This is a genomic window from Tateyamaria sp. (assembly GCF_059783535.1).
In genome coordinates this window covers 1-13,247 of record NZ_JBYNDP010000105.1, presented here as the reverse complement: position 1 = coordinate 13,247, position 13,247 = coordinate 1, and the positions used below count along the sequence as shown (strand labels likewise).

General features: G+C 58.3%; 13 protein-coding genes and 1 pseudogene. 5 read left to right on the top strand and 9 right to left on the bottom strand.

From position 1 onward, the window contains the following. The 4 genes and pseudogenes from AC6RA8_RS16975 to AC6RA8_RS16960 all read left to right on the top strand — a co-directional run. Window positions 1-365 (top strand): annotated as a pseudogene (locus AC6RA8_RS16975) (amino acid ABC transporter substrate-binding protein); the annotation flags it as partial. A gap of 167 nt (window positions 366-532) precedes the next feature. Further along, window positions 533-1,765, top strand: a complete 1,233-nt coding sequence (locus AC6RA8_RS16970) for an amino acid ABC transporter permease (protein ID WP_500354212.1) — start codon at window positions 533-535, stop codon at window positions 1,763-1,765. Between the two features lies 1 nt (window position 1,766). Continuing rightward, window positions 1,767-3,062, top strand: coding sequence for an amino acid ABC transporter permease (locus AC6RA8_RS16965; RefSeq protein WP_500354210.1), 1,296 nt, complete (start codon window positions 1,767-1,769; stop codon window positions 3,060-3,062). Window positions 3,063-3,074: 12 nt separating this feature from the next. Next, a complete protein-coding gene (locus AC6RA8_RS16960) occupies window positions 3,075-3,842 on the top strand; it encodes an amino acid ABC transporter ATP-binding protein (protein WP_500354209.1) in 768 nt (255 codons plus the stop codon). Window positions 3,843-4,161: 319 nt separating this feature from the next. Here the strand turns inward: AC6RA8_RS16960 and AC6RA8_RS16955 are convergent, their stop codons facing one another. From AC6RA8_RS16955 to ttcA, 9 genes are all read right to left on the bottom strand, one after another. Next, window positions 4,162-4,659: a SixA phosphatase family protein gene (locus tag AC6RA8_RS16955; RefSeq protein ID WP_500354207.1), complete on the bottom strand. Its 498-nt coding sequence runs from the start codon at window positions 4,657-4,659 to the stop codon at window positions 4,162-4,164. Continuing rightward, window positions 4,656-5,270 carry a ferredoxin gene (locus AC6RA8_RS16950; protein ID WP_500354205.1) on the bottom strand — a complete coding sequence of 205 codons (615 nt, stop codon included), beginning with the start codon at window positions 5,268-5,270 and terminating at the stop codon, window positions 4,656-4,658. The genes AC6RA8_RS16955 and AC6RA8_RS16950 overlap by 4 nt, the downstream gene beginning before the upstream one ends. Further along, window positions 5,267-6,061, bottom strand: a complete 795-nt coding sequence (locus AC6RA8_RS16945) for a sterol desaturase family protein (RefSeq protein WP_500354203.1) — start codon at window positions 6,059-6,061, stop codon at window positions 5,267-5,269. The genes AC6RA8_RS16950 and AC6RA8_RS16945 overlap by 4 nt, the downstream gene beginning before the upstream one ends. A gap of 57 nt (window positions 6,062-6,118) precedes the next feature. Beyond that, complete coding sequence (gene argB, locus AC6RA8_RS16940; RefSeq protein WP_500354201.1) at window positions 6,119-6,982, bottom strand: acetylglutamate kinase; 864 nt, start codon at window positions 6,980-6,982, stop codon at window positions 6,119-6,121. Window positions 6,983-7,068: 86 nt separating this feature from the next. Beyond that, a complete protein-coding gene (yihA, locus tag AC6RA8_RS16935) occupies window positions 7,069-7,722 on the bottom strand; it encodes a ribosome biogenesis GTP-binding protein YihA/YsxC (protein ID WP_500354199.1) in 654 nt (217 codons plus the stop codon). After that, window positions 7,719-8,450, bottom strand: coding sequence for an MOSC domain-containing protein (locus AC6RA8_RS16930; RefSeq protein ID WP_500354197.1), 732 nt, complete (start codon window positions 8,448-8,450; stop codon window positions 7,719-7,721). Before AC6RA8_RS16930 ends, yihA begins: the two co-directional genes overlap by 4 nt. Further along, window positions 8,447-10,261, bottom strand: coding sequence for a membrane protein insertase YidC (yidC, locus tag AC6RA8_RS16925; protein ID WP_500354195.1), 1,815 nt, complete (start codon window positions 10,259-10,261; stop codon window positions 8,447-8,449). The genes AC6RA8_RS16930 and yidC overlap by 4 nt, the downstream gene beginning before the upstream one ends. A 177-nt stretch (window positions 10,262-10,438) precedes the next feature. Next, a complete protein-coding gene (locus tag AC6RA8_RS16920; protein ID WP_500354193.1) occupies window positions 10,439-12,010 on the bottom strand; it encodes a putative bifunctional diguanylate cyclase/phosphodiesterase in 1,572 nt (523 codons plus the stop codon). 51 nt (window positions 12,011-12,061) lie between these two features. Continuing rightward, window positions 12,062-12,931, bottom strand: a complete 870-nt coding sequence (ttcA, locus tag AC6RA8_RS16915) for a tRNA 2-thiocytidine(32) synthetase TtcA (RefSeq protein WP_500354191.1) — start codon at window positions 12,929-12,931, stop codon at window positions 12,062-12,064. Between the two features lie 105 nt (window positions 12,932-13,036). Here ttcA and AC6RA8_RS16910 point away from each other — a divergent pair. Then, window positions 13,037-13,247, top strand: a 211-nt coding sequence (locus tag AC6RA8_RS16910) for a DUF3833 family protein (RefSeq protein WP_500354190.1), incomplete at its 3' end; no start/stop codon positions are given.

The window sequence follows — 13,247 nt, the reverse complement described above, 5'->3', positions numbered from 1 at the left end:
TCATCTCGAAAGAGCCGCTGGGCCCGCTGGTCCGTCACGGCGACAACGAGTGGGGCGATGTGGTCCGCTGGACCCTGAATGCTCTGATCTCGGCAGAAGAGCTGGGCATCACATCGACCAACATCGGTGAAATGGGTGCTGGCACCAACAACCCTGAAATCAACCGTATCCTGGGCACCGAAGGTACCTTGGGCGAGATGCTGGGTCTGGACGCTGACTGGGCGATGAAAGCCATCTCCGCCGAAGGCAACTACGGCGAAGTCTTTGAGAAGAACATCGGTGAATCCACTCCGATCGGTTTGGCCCGTGGCCTGAACGCTCAGTGGACCGACGGCGGCCTGCTCTACAGCCCGCCCTTCCGCTAAGATACCAAGCCGAGGGGCGCAGGTTAACGCCTGCGCCCCTCGCGCATTTGGGGCACAAGATCGCTGAAAACAGCGGCGCAGTTGCCCGGTAATGCGGACAATTATGAAAACCCGGCCCCGCGTCACAAGCGCGTAAAAACAACGGTCGGAACCACGGGGAAAACCTCATGACAACGATGACCGACCCTCCACAGGAGTCGTTCCGCCTGTCGATGTTGCTCAACGACACGCGCTACAGATCTTATACATTTCAGTTCATTGCTCTTGTTGCCCTGATCGCAGCCTTTGCCTGGCTGCTGAGCAACCTGTTTGCCAACCTCGCCGCTGCGGGGCTGAACATCTCATACGAGTTTCTGGGTGAGCCTGCGGGCTACGACATCAACCAGCGACTGATCGAGTATACCAGCCAGTCGACGCATTGGCGCGCCACTATTGTTGGTGTTCTCAACACGCTTCTCGTGGCCTTCCTTGCCTGTGCAACGGCCACCGTGCTGGGCGTGATCGCGGGGGTTCTGCGCTTGTCGAACAACTGGCTGGTGTCCAAGCTGATGTCGTTCTACGTCGAGGCGTTTCGCAACGTGCCGGTACTGATCTGGATCCTGATGATCAACGCAGTCTTCCTGATTGTGCTGCCGCAACCAAGGGCATTCCGGGGCGAAGATGCAACTGCATCAATGCTGTTCGACAGTTTTGCCTTCACCGGGCGTGGGGTCTTCTTTCCCAAGCCGGTCTTCTCCAACAGCCTGACAGGCGTTGCCAGCTATGATTGGCTTTTGGTTCTGATCGTGCTGATCGGATCGTTCTTCGGTGCCCGCCAGGTCAAGAAGTGGGCCAGCGCGAAACAGGAAGCGACCGGCGACCGTCCCAACACCCTGTGGATCAATACGGCGATCTGGATCCTGCCGGTTGGCCTGCTGTTCATCATCCTCGGCCTCGGCTTTGAAAACCCGGAACTCAAAGGCTTCAACTTTCGGGGTGGCAGCTGGGCACGTGGCTCCTTGATCGCTCTGTGGTTGGCCCTGTCCATCTACACCGGCGCCTTTATCGCCGAGAACGTGCGGGCGGGTATCCAAGCCATCAGCAAGGGCCAGACCGAGGCGGCTGCTTCACTGGGCCTGCGTCCGGGACGGATCATGAACCTCGTGATCCTGCCACAGGCGCTGCGGGTGATCATCCCGCCGCTGATCTCGCAATACCTGAACATCACCAAGAACTCTTCGCTGGCCATCGCCGTCGGGTACATGGATATCACGGCCACTCTGGGCGGGATCACCCTGAACCAGACGGGCCGCGCGATCGAAGCGGTGCTTTTGCTGATGCTGTTCTACCTGACGATCAGCTTTTGCATTTCGGCAGTGATGAACGTCTACAACAACTCCGTGAAGCTGAAGGAGCGCTGAGATGGCTGATACTTCTCAAAACATCGCCTTCGTGCGGACGGAACAACTGCCGCAACTGGCACCGCCAGCCTCCGAAGTGGGGGCCATTGGTTGGGTCCGTCACAACCTGCTGAACGGGGTGTGGGGCACGGTGCTGACGCTCCTGTCGCTCTATGCGATCTACTACGTGCTGTCGGGCTTCTTGCCATGGCTGTTCAACGGGGTATGGAACACCAGCAACATCCGCGAATGCCGTGAGGTGCTGGACGGCGCATCGGGGGGCTGCTTCTCGGTCCTGTCGGAACGCTGGAACCAACTGCTGTTCGGGTTTAAGTACCCGGCTGACCTGTATTGGCGGCCAACGGTCGCCTTTATCCTGCTGTTTGTCGCAGCGGCACCGGTGCTGTTTTCGAACCTGCCACGGCAGATGCTGGTCTTTACCGGGCTCTACCCTTTCCTGGCCTTCTACCTGATCTGGGGTGGCACGATCTTTGCGCCGCTGCTCGCTTTGATCGGGATCATCGTGGGCTACCTCGTCTACAGCCGCTTGGTGAACCAGTCCTTTGCCATGGGCTTTTTCGGCGGCGTGGCTGCCGCCGTCGTGACTTGGTGGATCGGTGGTTACATCGTGGATGCGATCGCACCTGAGAACCCGACGCTACAAGCCGTAGCAAGTCGCGACATGGGGGGCTTCATGCTCAACATGATCCTTGGGACAGTCTGCGTATCTCTGTCGCTGCCCATCGGGATCGTGCTGGCGCTGGGCCGTCAGTCGGACATGCCGATCATCAAGTGGATCTGCGTGGTGTTCATCGAATTCATCCGGGGCGTGCCGCTCATCACTCTGCTCTTCGTGGCAAATGTGGTGCTGGCCTACTTCCTGCCGCCGGGCACGAATTTCGACCTGATCCTGCGCGTGATCATCATGATCACCATGTTCTCGTCCGCCTATATCGCCGAGGTGATCCGCGGGGGCCTCGCTGCCCTGCCGCGCGGTCAATACGAGGCGGCGGACAGCCTCGGGCTCGACTATGCGCAATCCATGCGGCTGATCATCCTGCCGCAAGCGCTCAAGATCTCGATCCCGGGCATCGTGAACGTGGCCGTGGGCCTCTTCAAGGATACGACGCTGGTGTCGATCATCTCGATGTTCGACATGGTGGGCATGATCCGTGGTCCGATCCTGGCCTCGACCGACTGGAACGGCGTCTACTGGGAGCTCTTTGGCTTCGCCGCCCTTCTGTTCTTCGTCGTGTGCTACGGCATCTCTCAATACTCGCAGTGGCTGGAACGCCAGCTTGCGACCGATCACCGCTAAGGAGTGGGTGAAATGACTGAACAAGCTCAAATGCAAGTCTCTGACGAAGTGGCCGTGTCCATCGACAAGATGAACAAGTGGTACGGCACGTTCCACGTGCTGCGGGACATCGACCTGACCGTGTACCGTGGCGAGCGGATCGTGATTGCGGGGCCTTCGGGCTCCGGCAAATCCACGTTGATCCGCTGCATCAACGCGCTCGAGGAACACCAGCAGGGCACGATCACCGTAGATGGCACGGTGCTGTCGTCGGACCTCAAGAACATCGACAAGATCCGGTCCGAGGTTGGCATGTGCTTCCAGCACTTCAACCTGTTCCCGCATCTGTCGATCCTCGAGAACTGCACGCTGGCCCCGATCTGGGTGCGCAAGACGCCCAAGAAGGAAGCCGAAGAAATCGCGATGCACTTCTTGGAAAAGGTGAAGATCCCCGATCAGGCCGACAAGTATCCCGGCCAGCTCTCGGGCGGTCAGCAACAGCGTGTTGCGATTGCCCGTTCGCTCTGCATGCGCCCACGGATCATGCTGTTCGACGAACCCACCTCCGCTCTTGACCCCGAGATGATCAAAGAAGTGCTCGATACCATGGTCGAGCTCGCTGAAGAGGGCATGACCATGCTCTGCGTGACTCACGAAATGGGCTTTGCGCGTCAGGTGGCGAACCGCGTGATCTTCATGGATGAAGGGCAGATCGTGGAACAGAACGAACCCGAAGAGTTCTTCAACAATCCCAAATCGCCTCGGACCCAGCTGTTCCTCAGCCAGATCCTCGGCCACTGACCTCCTGGGGCGGGGGACACCCCCGCCTTACAAGGCCGCCTGGGGAAACCCGGAGCGGCCTGACCTCATTCTCCAATGATAGTTATGAGGCATAACCAACCTCCTTCTTCTGGCCAAAAATACCTTGGGGTTTGGGGCAAAGCCCCAACAGAATGAATCGCGTCGCCGTCAAGCGACCTTATGATTGACCGCACGTTGCGTTAACCACCGCTTCTGCGTCCGTTGGGGGTGTACAGGGGGTGTACGGATGCTGCACGGGGGGTGACACCCTGTGTTCGGCGTCAATCTCCATGAAAACAAGGTGAATACACGGGGCGACTCACCCCGCCATCACCTCGCGCGGCACCGCAAAGTCGACCACCTGCCCGGTACCCCAATCCGCCCCGAGCCAGCTGTCCACGTCAAACCGGATGATCGTGGTGGCACAGGTCGGGTAGTCCAGAAAGCGCGGGTGTTCCGGCGGCTGTTCCACCAGCCGTTCAGCAAAATCAGCAATGCCTGGGTTGTGGCCCAACATCAAAACGGTCTGCTCTGTTTGCTCTTTCAGCACCGCCATCATTGTCTCGGCCCCGGCGTGATAGAGGACGCGCGAAAACCTCACCGGTACATCAAACGCCAACCCCAGAAAGGTCTGCCCAGTCCGCTCACTGGTCGAGCTGACGGCCGCTTGGGGCACATATCCCTTCCGCCGCAACCACTCACCCATAGCCTGCGCTGAGGCCTTGCCCCGCGCGTTCAGCGGCCGGTCGTGATCCATCAGGGCGGGATGATCCCAGCTTGATTTGGCATGTCGCATCAGGATCAGCGTGCGGGTCATCGGTGAAAGGCTTTCATGTGAAACGCGGTCTGGGCATCGGACCGACCAAAGCTCTTACTGACCGGGCAAGCCCGCCGCACATGGCAGCCCCGGGTCATGCACTGAACACCGGCAGGCGTATCAAGATAAGCCTTACAGGCAGGAACATCATAAGGGGTTCGGGCAGATAATGCACCCACTGGGCAGGCGGTAACACAGGGGCGATCTGAACATGTATCGCAAGGGCGCGTTCCTTCGGGTATATCCTTGAACTTATGCGTGAATTCCAGGGCGCCTCGGATCGAAATCATCAGACCGGCGCGGTCATGGATCATCATACCCGTAGGGCTTTGCCAGAAGCGCCCGGTGTCCAATGCCCACGCTATGAACGGGGCATAGGGTGGCCCGTCGGATGGAAAATGCACTGTTGCGCCCAGACGATCTGCGATCCCGTTCAGAATACGTTTGGACCAGGTGTCGGCTGGATTTTCGGCCGCGCCGATATACTCGGTGCTTTGGGTGAAAACTAACCACCAGTGTGCGTCTGTGCCGATGAGAACCTTGTTTGACGTGTGCCCCATGACCATCAGGCCATGTGGGTCAACTGCGGCTGAAATGGCCCTCAGGATCATTTCCTGGCAAAGGGCAGGGACAAGGACCAGCCCAGCCTCGACGGGCGTTCATCTTGCCATTCCAAGCCCACTTGCATGTCGTCATGCCCGGCTTCGGGTTGGGCAATATAGGTGCCGAACATGCGGTCCCAGATCGACAGCGAGAAGCCATAGTTGCTGTCATGTTCGTGCCGGTGGACCGAGTGGTGCACACGGTGCATGTCAGGGGTCACCAGCACGCGCCGGACGACGGCATCCAGCCACAACGGCAGGCGGATGTTGGCATGGTTGAACATGGCCGTGCCGTTTAGGATGATCTCGAACAGGATCACGGCGACAGCGGCAGGGCCTAGTAGATACACGGCGCCAATCTTGATCAGCATGGACAAGCCAATCTCGATTGGGTGAAAGCGGATCGCAGTGGTCACATCCATATCGACGTCGGCATGATGCACCCGGTGCAAGCGCCACAGGATCGGTACTTTGTGCGTGATAAGATGTTGGGCCCAAATGATAAAATCTAGGATCAGGATGGCCGCAAAAACTTCGATCCATGTGGGTAGGGACAGGGCGTTGAACAGGCCCCACCCTTGGTTGGAAGCATCAACCGCCGCGCCGACGGCCAGCACGGGTAACACGAAAGCCATGACGCGGATGAGCAGCGTATTGGCGACTGTGATGCCCCAGTTCGTGACCCAGCGCCGCGACCGGCTTTGACTGCGCGCCCTACGCGGCAGTACCGCCTCTGTCAGTGCAAAGAGCGTGAACAGTCCAAGGAAGACACCAAAGCGAATGAGCGTTTCGTTTTCCATGATCCATATCTACCGCCCGGGTGCCGCGGCGCAATGCGGCGCACAGACACGTTTGCGTCAGCGGGGGCGGATGATCGACCCAGCACCGTGATCGGTAAAAAGTTCGAGCAGGCAAGCATTTGGGGCACGCCCGTCCAGGATGACGACCGCGCGTACGCCGCTGGCAATGGCATCGAGCGCGGTTTCCGTCTTGGGGATCATGCCGCCCGCGATTGTGCCATCCGCTGTCAGGTCACGGATCTGGTCGGCTGTAAGTTCGGTCACAACCTCACCCGCCGCGTTTTTGACCCCGGATACATCGGTCAGCAACAAGAGGCGGTCCGCCTTGAGTGCGCCCGCAATGGCACCTGCCGCCGTGTCGCCGTTGATGTTGAAAGTTTCGCCGTCCTTGCCAGAACCAAGTGGCGCGATCACCGGGATCATTGACTGCTCGAACAGCGTCGACAGGATTGTTGGATCCATTTGCGCAGGCGTACCGACGAGACCAAGCGCGGCATCCGTTTGATTGCAGGTGATCAGGTTCGCGTCTTTGCCTGACAGGCCCACGGCCTTACCACCCGCGCGGTTGATGGCTTGCACGATGCGCTTGTTGACGACGCCGGACAGCACCATCTCAACCACTTCCATGGTCGCAGCGTCTGTCACACGCTTGCCGTTCACGAAGTCCGACTGGATATCGAGACGTTTGAGCATGTCGTTGATCATCGGCCCGCCGCCGTGCACGATCACGGGGTTTACACCCACCTGCCGCATCAGAACCACGTCGTTGGCAAAGCTTTCCATAGCCTCGTCCGACCCCATGGCGTGACCACCGAGCTTGATGACGACAGTGGCCCCGGTGTAGCGCTGCATGTAAGGCAACGCTTGGCTGAGGGTACGGGCAGTTGCGATCCAGTCGCGGTTCATATCTTGGGTCTTCATCTTGGGTCTGTGATGATTGCGCTGTTCCCTGTCTTGCCCCAGCAATGGAGCGGGGCCAAGATTTTTCGTACGAAAAACCTCTCGCGTCAGACGAGCGTTGCGATGATGGCGCGGAGGGTTGCGATACCGTCGCCCTTTTCGCTGCTGGTCAGCACGATTTCAGGGAAAGCGGCGGGGTGTTTTGACAAGGCGGATCGTACCTGCGCCAGAACGGCATCCCTGTCCTTGGCTTTGACCTTGTCTGTTTTGGTCAGCACGCACTGAAACGTGACGGCGGATGTATCCAGCAGTTTCAAAATCTCTTCATCCACCTTTTTGATCCCATGACGAGCATCAATCAGGACAAAAGCACGGCGTAGGGTCTGGCGACCGGAAAGGTATTGTTTCAGCAGGCGCTGCCATTTCTCGACCACTGGCAGGGGGGCATTGGCATAGCCATAACCAGGAAGGTCGACCAAGTAGTGATCATCCCCCGCTGTGAAATAGTTGATCTCTTGCGTCCGACCGGGGGTGTTTGAGGCGCGCGCCAACCCTTTGCGGCCCGTCAAAGCGTTGATCAACGAAGACTTCCCGACATTTGATCGCCCGGCAAAGCACACTTCCATCCGATCTGCCGGAGGAAGGCCAGACATGGCCACGACGCCTTTGACAAATTCGGTCTCGCTAGCGAACAAAAGTCGGCCGCGCTCAGCAGTTTGCGGATCCGGTTCTTCGGCGATGGGAAAGGGTAGGGCAGTCATGACAGTTGATCGCCGATTGCAACGGTACCGCCCGATTTGACCTTGAAATAGACACCGAAGTTGCGCGTGTCCCAGCCATCTTCCAGTGCTCGCAGCATACCGATGTCCCGCATGCCGGTTTGCGGATTGGCGTCCGGTGCCCGGCACCGTTCAATTGGCTCAACCGGAGAAAGTGTCGCACCCCCGATGGTGACATCGCCTGCAAGCAGGTCGATCTCTTCCCATGGGGCCAAGTTGTCCAGCCACAGATTGATCCGGAACCGGCGCATATCGATATGCATGCCTGCCTTCTGACTGAGGGCGCGCAGCGAAGATAGGTTGCCGATCGAGACAGAGGCAAAGGGCACGTCTGTCATTCCTTGTGCCGGAGCTTTGACCAGTCTCGCGGGGCCTGGCCGGTTGTCAGGCCACAAGTCCGCAACCCACACACCAAGCGCGTCGGAGTTGGAAGACGGATTGAAGTCCAGAGGGTCGCGGGACGGGTGGGTCAGGACCACGCCCGTCTGTGTGCTGACGGCGCCCACCGCGGCCAAAGCAGGACCTGACGCAACTTGCAGGAAATTGCGTCGTGGCTGCCAACTATCGGTGTCTTCGGCCTCCGCATTCAGAAGCGCCCAGGCCCGATCACCAACAACGGCCTCTTCCGGGGTCAAGTCGACCTGCTCACATGCCTCGCACCCGATCCCCTTGATCGGATGCCGCCAGATATGAGCGAGCGTGCCTGTCACTTCTTGGGTTCCTCGGATGCCTTCTTCTTGAAGCCGCCAGTGATGTTGCCCAGCAGATCGGGTTTGTACCCCTGACTGCGCATGATCAGATACTGTTGCGTGAAAGTGATCACGTTGTTGGCGATCCAGTAAACGACCAGCCCACTGGCAAAACTGCCCAGCATGAACATGAAAATCCATGGCATCCAGGCAAAGATCATCTGTTGGGTCGGATCAGTGGGTGCCGGGTTCAGCTTCTGTTGCAGCCACATCGAGATGCCTAGCAGAAGTGGCAGGATGCCAATGAAGACCAGTGCCATCAGACTGTTGGGATCAGGTGCCGCATTGGGCAGCAGACCAAACAGGTTGATGATCGAAGTTGGGTCAGGTGCGCTGAGGTCCTGGAATGGGCCAAAGAACGGCGCGTGCCGCAACTCGATCGTGACAAAGATCACCTTGTAGAGCGAGAAGAAGATCGGGATTTGCAAAAGGATCGGCAAGCAGCCTGCGGCCGGGTTTACCTTCTCCTTCTTGTAGAGCTCCATCATACCTTGCTGAAGCTTCTGCTTGTCGTCGCCAGCCTGTTCTTTCAGCTTCTCCATTTGCGGCTGAAGCTCTTTCATCTTTGCCATAGAGACATATGATTTGTATGCCAGTGGAACCAATATGGCCTTGATAATTAGCGTCAGGCCAATAATGGCCCAGCCCATGTTGCCAATCAGTTTGTTCAGCTCGTGCAGCAACCAGAAGATTGGCTTGGTCAGGAAAAAGAACCAGCCCCAGTCGATGCTGTCGATGAACCCCTGCACGCCGCCAGACTGGTATTCGCGAATGGTCTCCCACTCCTTTGCGCCTGCAAACAGCTGTGTTTGAACCGCGACGGTCGCGCCATCCGCAACATCTTGAGTGGGCAGTCGCGTAACAGCCCGGTAGACATCACTACGAGGGGCGTAAGTCAGTGCTTGATCAAAGCTTTGAACGCCTGTCGGGATCAGGATCGACTGCCAGTAGTGGTCGGTAAAGCCAACCCAGCCATCGGTCACGCCTTCTGTTACGATCACGGGGCGACCCCAAGCCGGATCTACTTCAGCGTCGGGGATTTCGTCCCAATCGGTTTCCGCAAGCTCCCCGTCGGCCATGGCCACGGCACCTTCGTGCAGGATGAAGAAGTTCTTTAGATCGGATGGCTCACCGTGCCGGGTCAACATGCCATAGGGTGCGACCCGAACTGCTGCCCCGCTGGTATTCGTCACGGATTGGGTGATGTCGAACATGTATTGGTCATCGATGCTGATGATCCGTTCAAAAATCAGACCGGCCCCGTTGTTCCATGTCAGAGTAACGGGTTCACCAACGGACAGCGTTTCGCCCGCGGCTAGGGTCCAAGTTGTGTTAGGGCCCGGCACAGCGTCAGCGTTGAGCCCACCGCCCGGCGCCCAGCCATAAACTGCATAATATGCGTCCGCGGTGCCGACAGGCGACAGCATCCGAACGATGTCGGCATCAGCCTGAAGGCTTGTCCGGTAGTCTTTCAGACGCAAATCGTCGATACGCCCACCCAGCAGCGAGATTGAGCCAGAGACACGTGGTGTTTCGATGTCGATGCGTGGGGCGTCAGCCGTTTCTGTCGCGACCTCCGTTGCGGGTTGAGCTGGATCACCTATTGCCGGCGCCGTTGGCACCGTACCGGCGTCTTCCGACTGCGCTGTGGTCGGTGCCGCTGCATCGAGCGGAACGTCCGGCTCTGGTGGTGGGAACAGCACAAACCATACGAGAATGACAAGGAAACTAAGCGCCGTTGCAAGAATGAGGTTCTTGTTCTGATCGTCCATCGGGGACTGCCACCTGCTGTCTGAAACGTTGAACGGGTTCAACAGAGTGCAGGGCCAAAGGTCAAGCGGATTCGGGCGCTGGGCATGGCGTGACGTGGCAAGCGTGGCGTGGGCCCAGCGTCTTGAAGTCCAATGCACCCTCTATGGGTGCATTGATTAACGGGCCCGGTTTGCGCCTCAGTTCGTCCGGCGCACGGGCAGGGACGGGGCGTCCTGAACCTTGCTTTCATGGGCGCGCACCCAATCAAGTGTCTTTTCAAACGGCATTGGGCGGGCAATCCCAAAGCCCTGAACGTAGTCGCAGCCCAGCTGTGCCAGAAGGGCGTGTTCGCCAACCGTTTCGACACCCTCAGCCAGCGTTTCGATGTCCAGACGTTCGGCCATGGTCAGAACAGCACTGATCATCCTTTGTTGTTCGGGATCGCGATCAGCTTTCATGACAAAGGAACGGTCAATCTTGATCCTGCCGACACCAAAACGACGAATGGATGAAATCGATGCATGACCGGTCCCAAAGTCGTCCAAATCAACCCGGCAGCCGAGCTTTGTCAACGCATTGATGTTGCGCGTGATTGTGTCGTCTGTGTTGTCGGTGACGACGGTTTCCAGAATCTCGACCGTAAGCCGATCTGGTGTCAGGTCGAACCGGTCGAGTTCCCAACGCACTTTGTCCACCAGTTTCGGATTGTTGAGTTCCGAGCCGCTGAAGTTAACCCCAACATGAGGGACCTTCAGGCCGGCGGAATCCCATGCCTTGAGTGCCGTAAAGCTGTGATAAATCATGATCTCAGCCAAACGTTCCAACTGCCCTGCGTCTTCGATTGCTGGCAGGAACTCAGCCGGAGAAATTGCGCCCCGGTCTGGATGTATCCAGCGCGCGAGTGCTTCGAACCCGGCAACCTTCCCGGTGTCCGTGGAGATTTGTGGCTGAAACCACGGTTGGATGTGCCCCTGTTCCAAGGCGGCGGCCACTTCGTCGCGCAAGTGTGCGCGGCTTTTAAGGCGCGAGTGCAATTCGGTCGAATAGGCGCGAACGGAAGATGGACCGCGGCGCTGTGCTTCGGTCAGGGCCGCTAGCGCGCCATTGCGCCAGTCATGTCCCGTCGCACCTGGCGCACGGTTCAGCAGGCAGAAGCCGATGCTGACGGACACATAGATCGTGGTGCCATCGATGGCGATGGGCTCTTCGATAGCCTGCTGGTAGCGGCTGCACATCTGGATACAGCTTTCCAGGTCGAGATGCTGCACAGCGCCAAGGCAGAGCGAAAACCGAAAATCGCCGGTGCGACACACCAGATCCGTATCTCTCATTGTGGTGATCAGGCGGTCTGCCACCGCTTTCAGGATGCGATCGGTTGCAGCAGGTTCGAACCGTTCGCTGAGGGCAGTATGGTCGTCCAACTCAATCGAGAAAATAGCGCTGTTCCGGTCGGCGCGTGGCGCGTCTGCACACATCACATCGACCTTTTCGGCAAAGTCGTCCTGCGAGACGAGACCCGGCTGCAGGGTTCGTGCAACGCGCTGGCGCAACAGATCCTCAACCCCGCCAAAGACAAACCACGTAACCGGCAATGCAATGGCTACGGCAATCAATGCGATTTCGCCCCAAATCCAGAATGCCGCCAGCATCATCGCAGGAAGGAATGCAAGCATCTGGGGGCCAGTCAGCATTGTCGTTGCGTGTTCGCGCAAGAATTTCAGCTTGTCTGGCGTGCGGAACTGCATGTTTGACCCCTTGTTCATACCCATGGCGCCGGCCGCAGGTTGGCCAAGCAATAGGAGAACGGGGTGAGTCAGCGCTTAACGCAGTTCGGGAATGTTCACGTTTTTTTCTTCAAATTTTTCGGAACTGCGCGCGAGGCGAGCAAAGTCAAAAAGCTTGGGATCAAGCAGGTGGGAAGGCCGCGCATTCATCAGTGCCCGAAACATGACTTGGCGGCGCCCCGGGCTGTTGGCTTCCCAGCCATCAAGGATCTGTTTGACTTGCTGCCTTTGCAGCCCGTCCTGACTGCCGCACAGATCGCAGGGGATGATGGGGTAGTTCATTGCCTTCGCGAACTTTTCGCAATCCGCCTCGGCAACGTGGGCGAGGGGGCGATAAACGAACAAATCCCCCTCTTCATTTACCAGCTTCGGCGGCATTGTGGCAAGGCGCCCGCCATGAAACAGGTTCATGAAAAAGGTTTCCAGAATGTCGTCGCGGTGATGGCCAAGAACAACAGCGGTGCAGCCTTCCTCGCGCGCGATGCGATACAGGTTGCCACGCCGCAACCGTGAACACAGGGCGCAGAAGGTTCGGCCTTGGGGCACCTTGTCGACAACAATGGAATATGTGTCTTGGTACTCGATCCGATGGGGCACCTGCATGCGCTCCAAGAACTCCGGAAGGACAGTTGCCGGAAAGCCGGGTTGCCCCTGATCCAGATTGCAGGCCAGCAACTCGACCGGCAAAAGTCCACGCCATTTCAGTTCGTAGAGAATGGCCAGCAGCGTGTAGCTGTCTTTGCCGCCGGACAGGCAGACCAGCCATTTGCCACCCGGTTCGATCATGCCGTATTGCTCGATCGCCTCGCGTGTGTACCGTACAAGCCGTTTGCGCAGCTTCTTGAATTCGGTTGTTGCGGGTGCCCCGGTGAAAAGCGGGTGAATGTCGTAGCTGTCGTCAAGCATAGGGCCACCTTTGGGCTGCGATTGCGCCCTCATATACCAAGCGGACCGTGAACCAAAAGAGCCTGCGAAGCGTATCCATATCAAAATGCGGAAAGGGGCATGGTCATGCGCTGGGCAATCTTGGCTTTGGGATTGATGGTTCTGGGGGCGTGTACCGGCAAACCGTCGATTAATGACGCGGCTCTGTCCGAGCGGAAGCTGAACCTTGAAGAGTTCTTTGACGGGCGCGTTACGGCCTATGGCCAGTTCCAAGATGTTTTCGGGACTGTGCGGCGCAGGTTTACAGTGGACATCAACGGAACTTGGGATGGACAAA

Bases quoted from the DNA above. Each gene is read 5' to 3' on its own strand.
- AC6RA8_RS16965 (WP_500354210.1), top strand. From the start codon at position 1,767: ATGGCTGATACTTCTCAAAACATCGCCTTCGTGCGGACGGAACAACTG.
- ttcA (WP_500354191.1), bottom strand. From the start codon at position 12,931: ATGCTTGACGACAGCTACGACATTCACCCGCTTTTCACCGGGGCACCC.
- yihA (WP_500354199.1), bottom strand. From the start codon at position 7,722: ATGACTGCCCTACCCTTTCCCATCGCCGAAGAACCGGATCCGCAAACT.
- AC6RA8_RS16970 (WP_500354212.1), top strand. From the start codon at position 533: ATGACAACGATGACCGACCCTCCACAGGAGTCGTTCCGCCTGTCGATG.
- AC6RA8_RS16950 (WP_500354205.1), bottom strand. From the start codon at position 5,270: ATGATCCTGAGGGCCATTTCAGCCGCAGTTGACCCACATGGCCTGATG.
- AC6RA8_RS16945 (WP_500354203.1), bottom strand. From the start codon at position 6,061: ATGGAAAACGAAACGCTCATTCGCTTTGGTGTCTTCCTTGGACTGTTC.
- argB (WP_500354201.1), bottom strand. From the start codon at position 6,982: ATGAAGACCCAAGATATGAACCGCGACTGGATCGCAACTGCCCGTACC.
- AC6RA8_RS16960 (WP_500354209.1), top strand. From the start codon at position 3,075: ATGACTGAACAAGCTCAAATGCAAGTCTCTGACGAAGTGGCCGTGTCC.
- AC6RA8_RS16955 (WP_500354207.1), bottom strand. From the start codon at position 4,659: ATGACCCGCACGCTGATCCTGATGCGACATGCCAAATCAAGCTGGGAT.
- AC6RA8_RS16920 (WP_500354193.1), bottom strand. From the start codon at position 12,010: ATGGGTATGAACAAGGGGTCAAACATGCAGTTCCGCACGCCAGACAAG.
- yidC (WP_500354195.1), bottom strand. From the start codon at position 10,261: ATGGACGATCAGAACAAGAACCTCATTCTTGCAACGGCGCTTAGTTTC.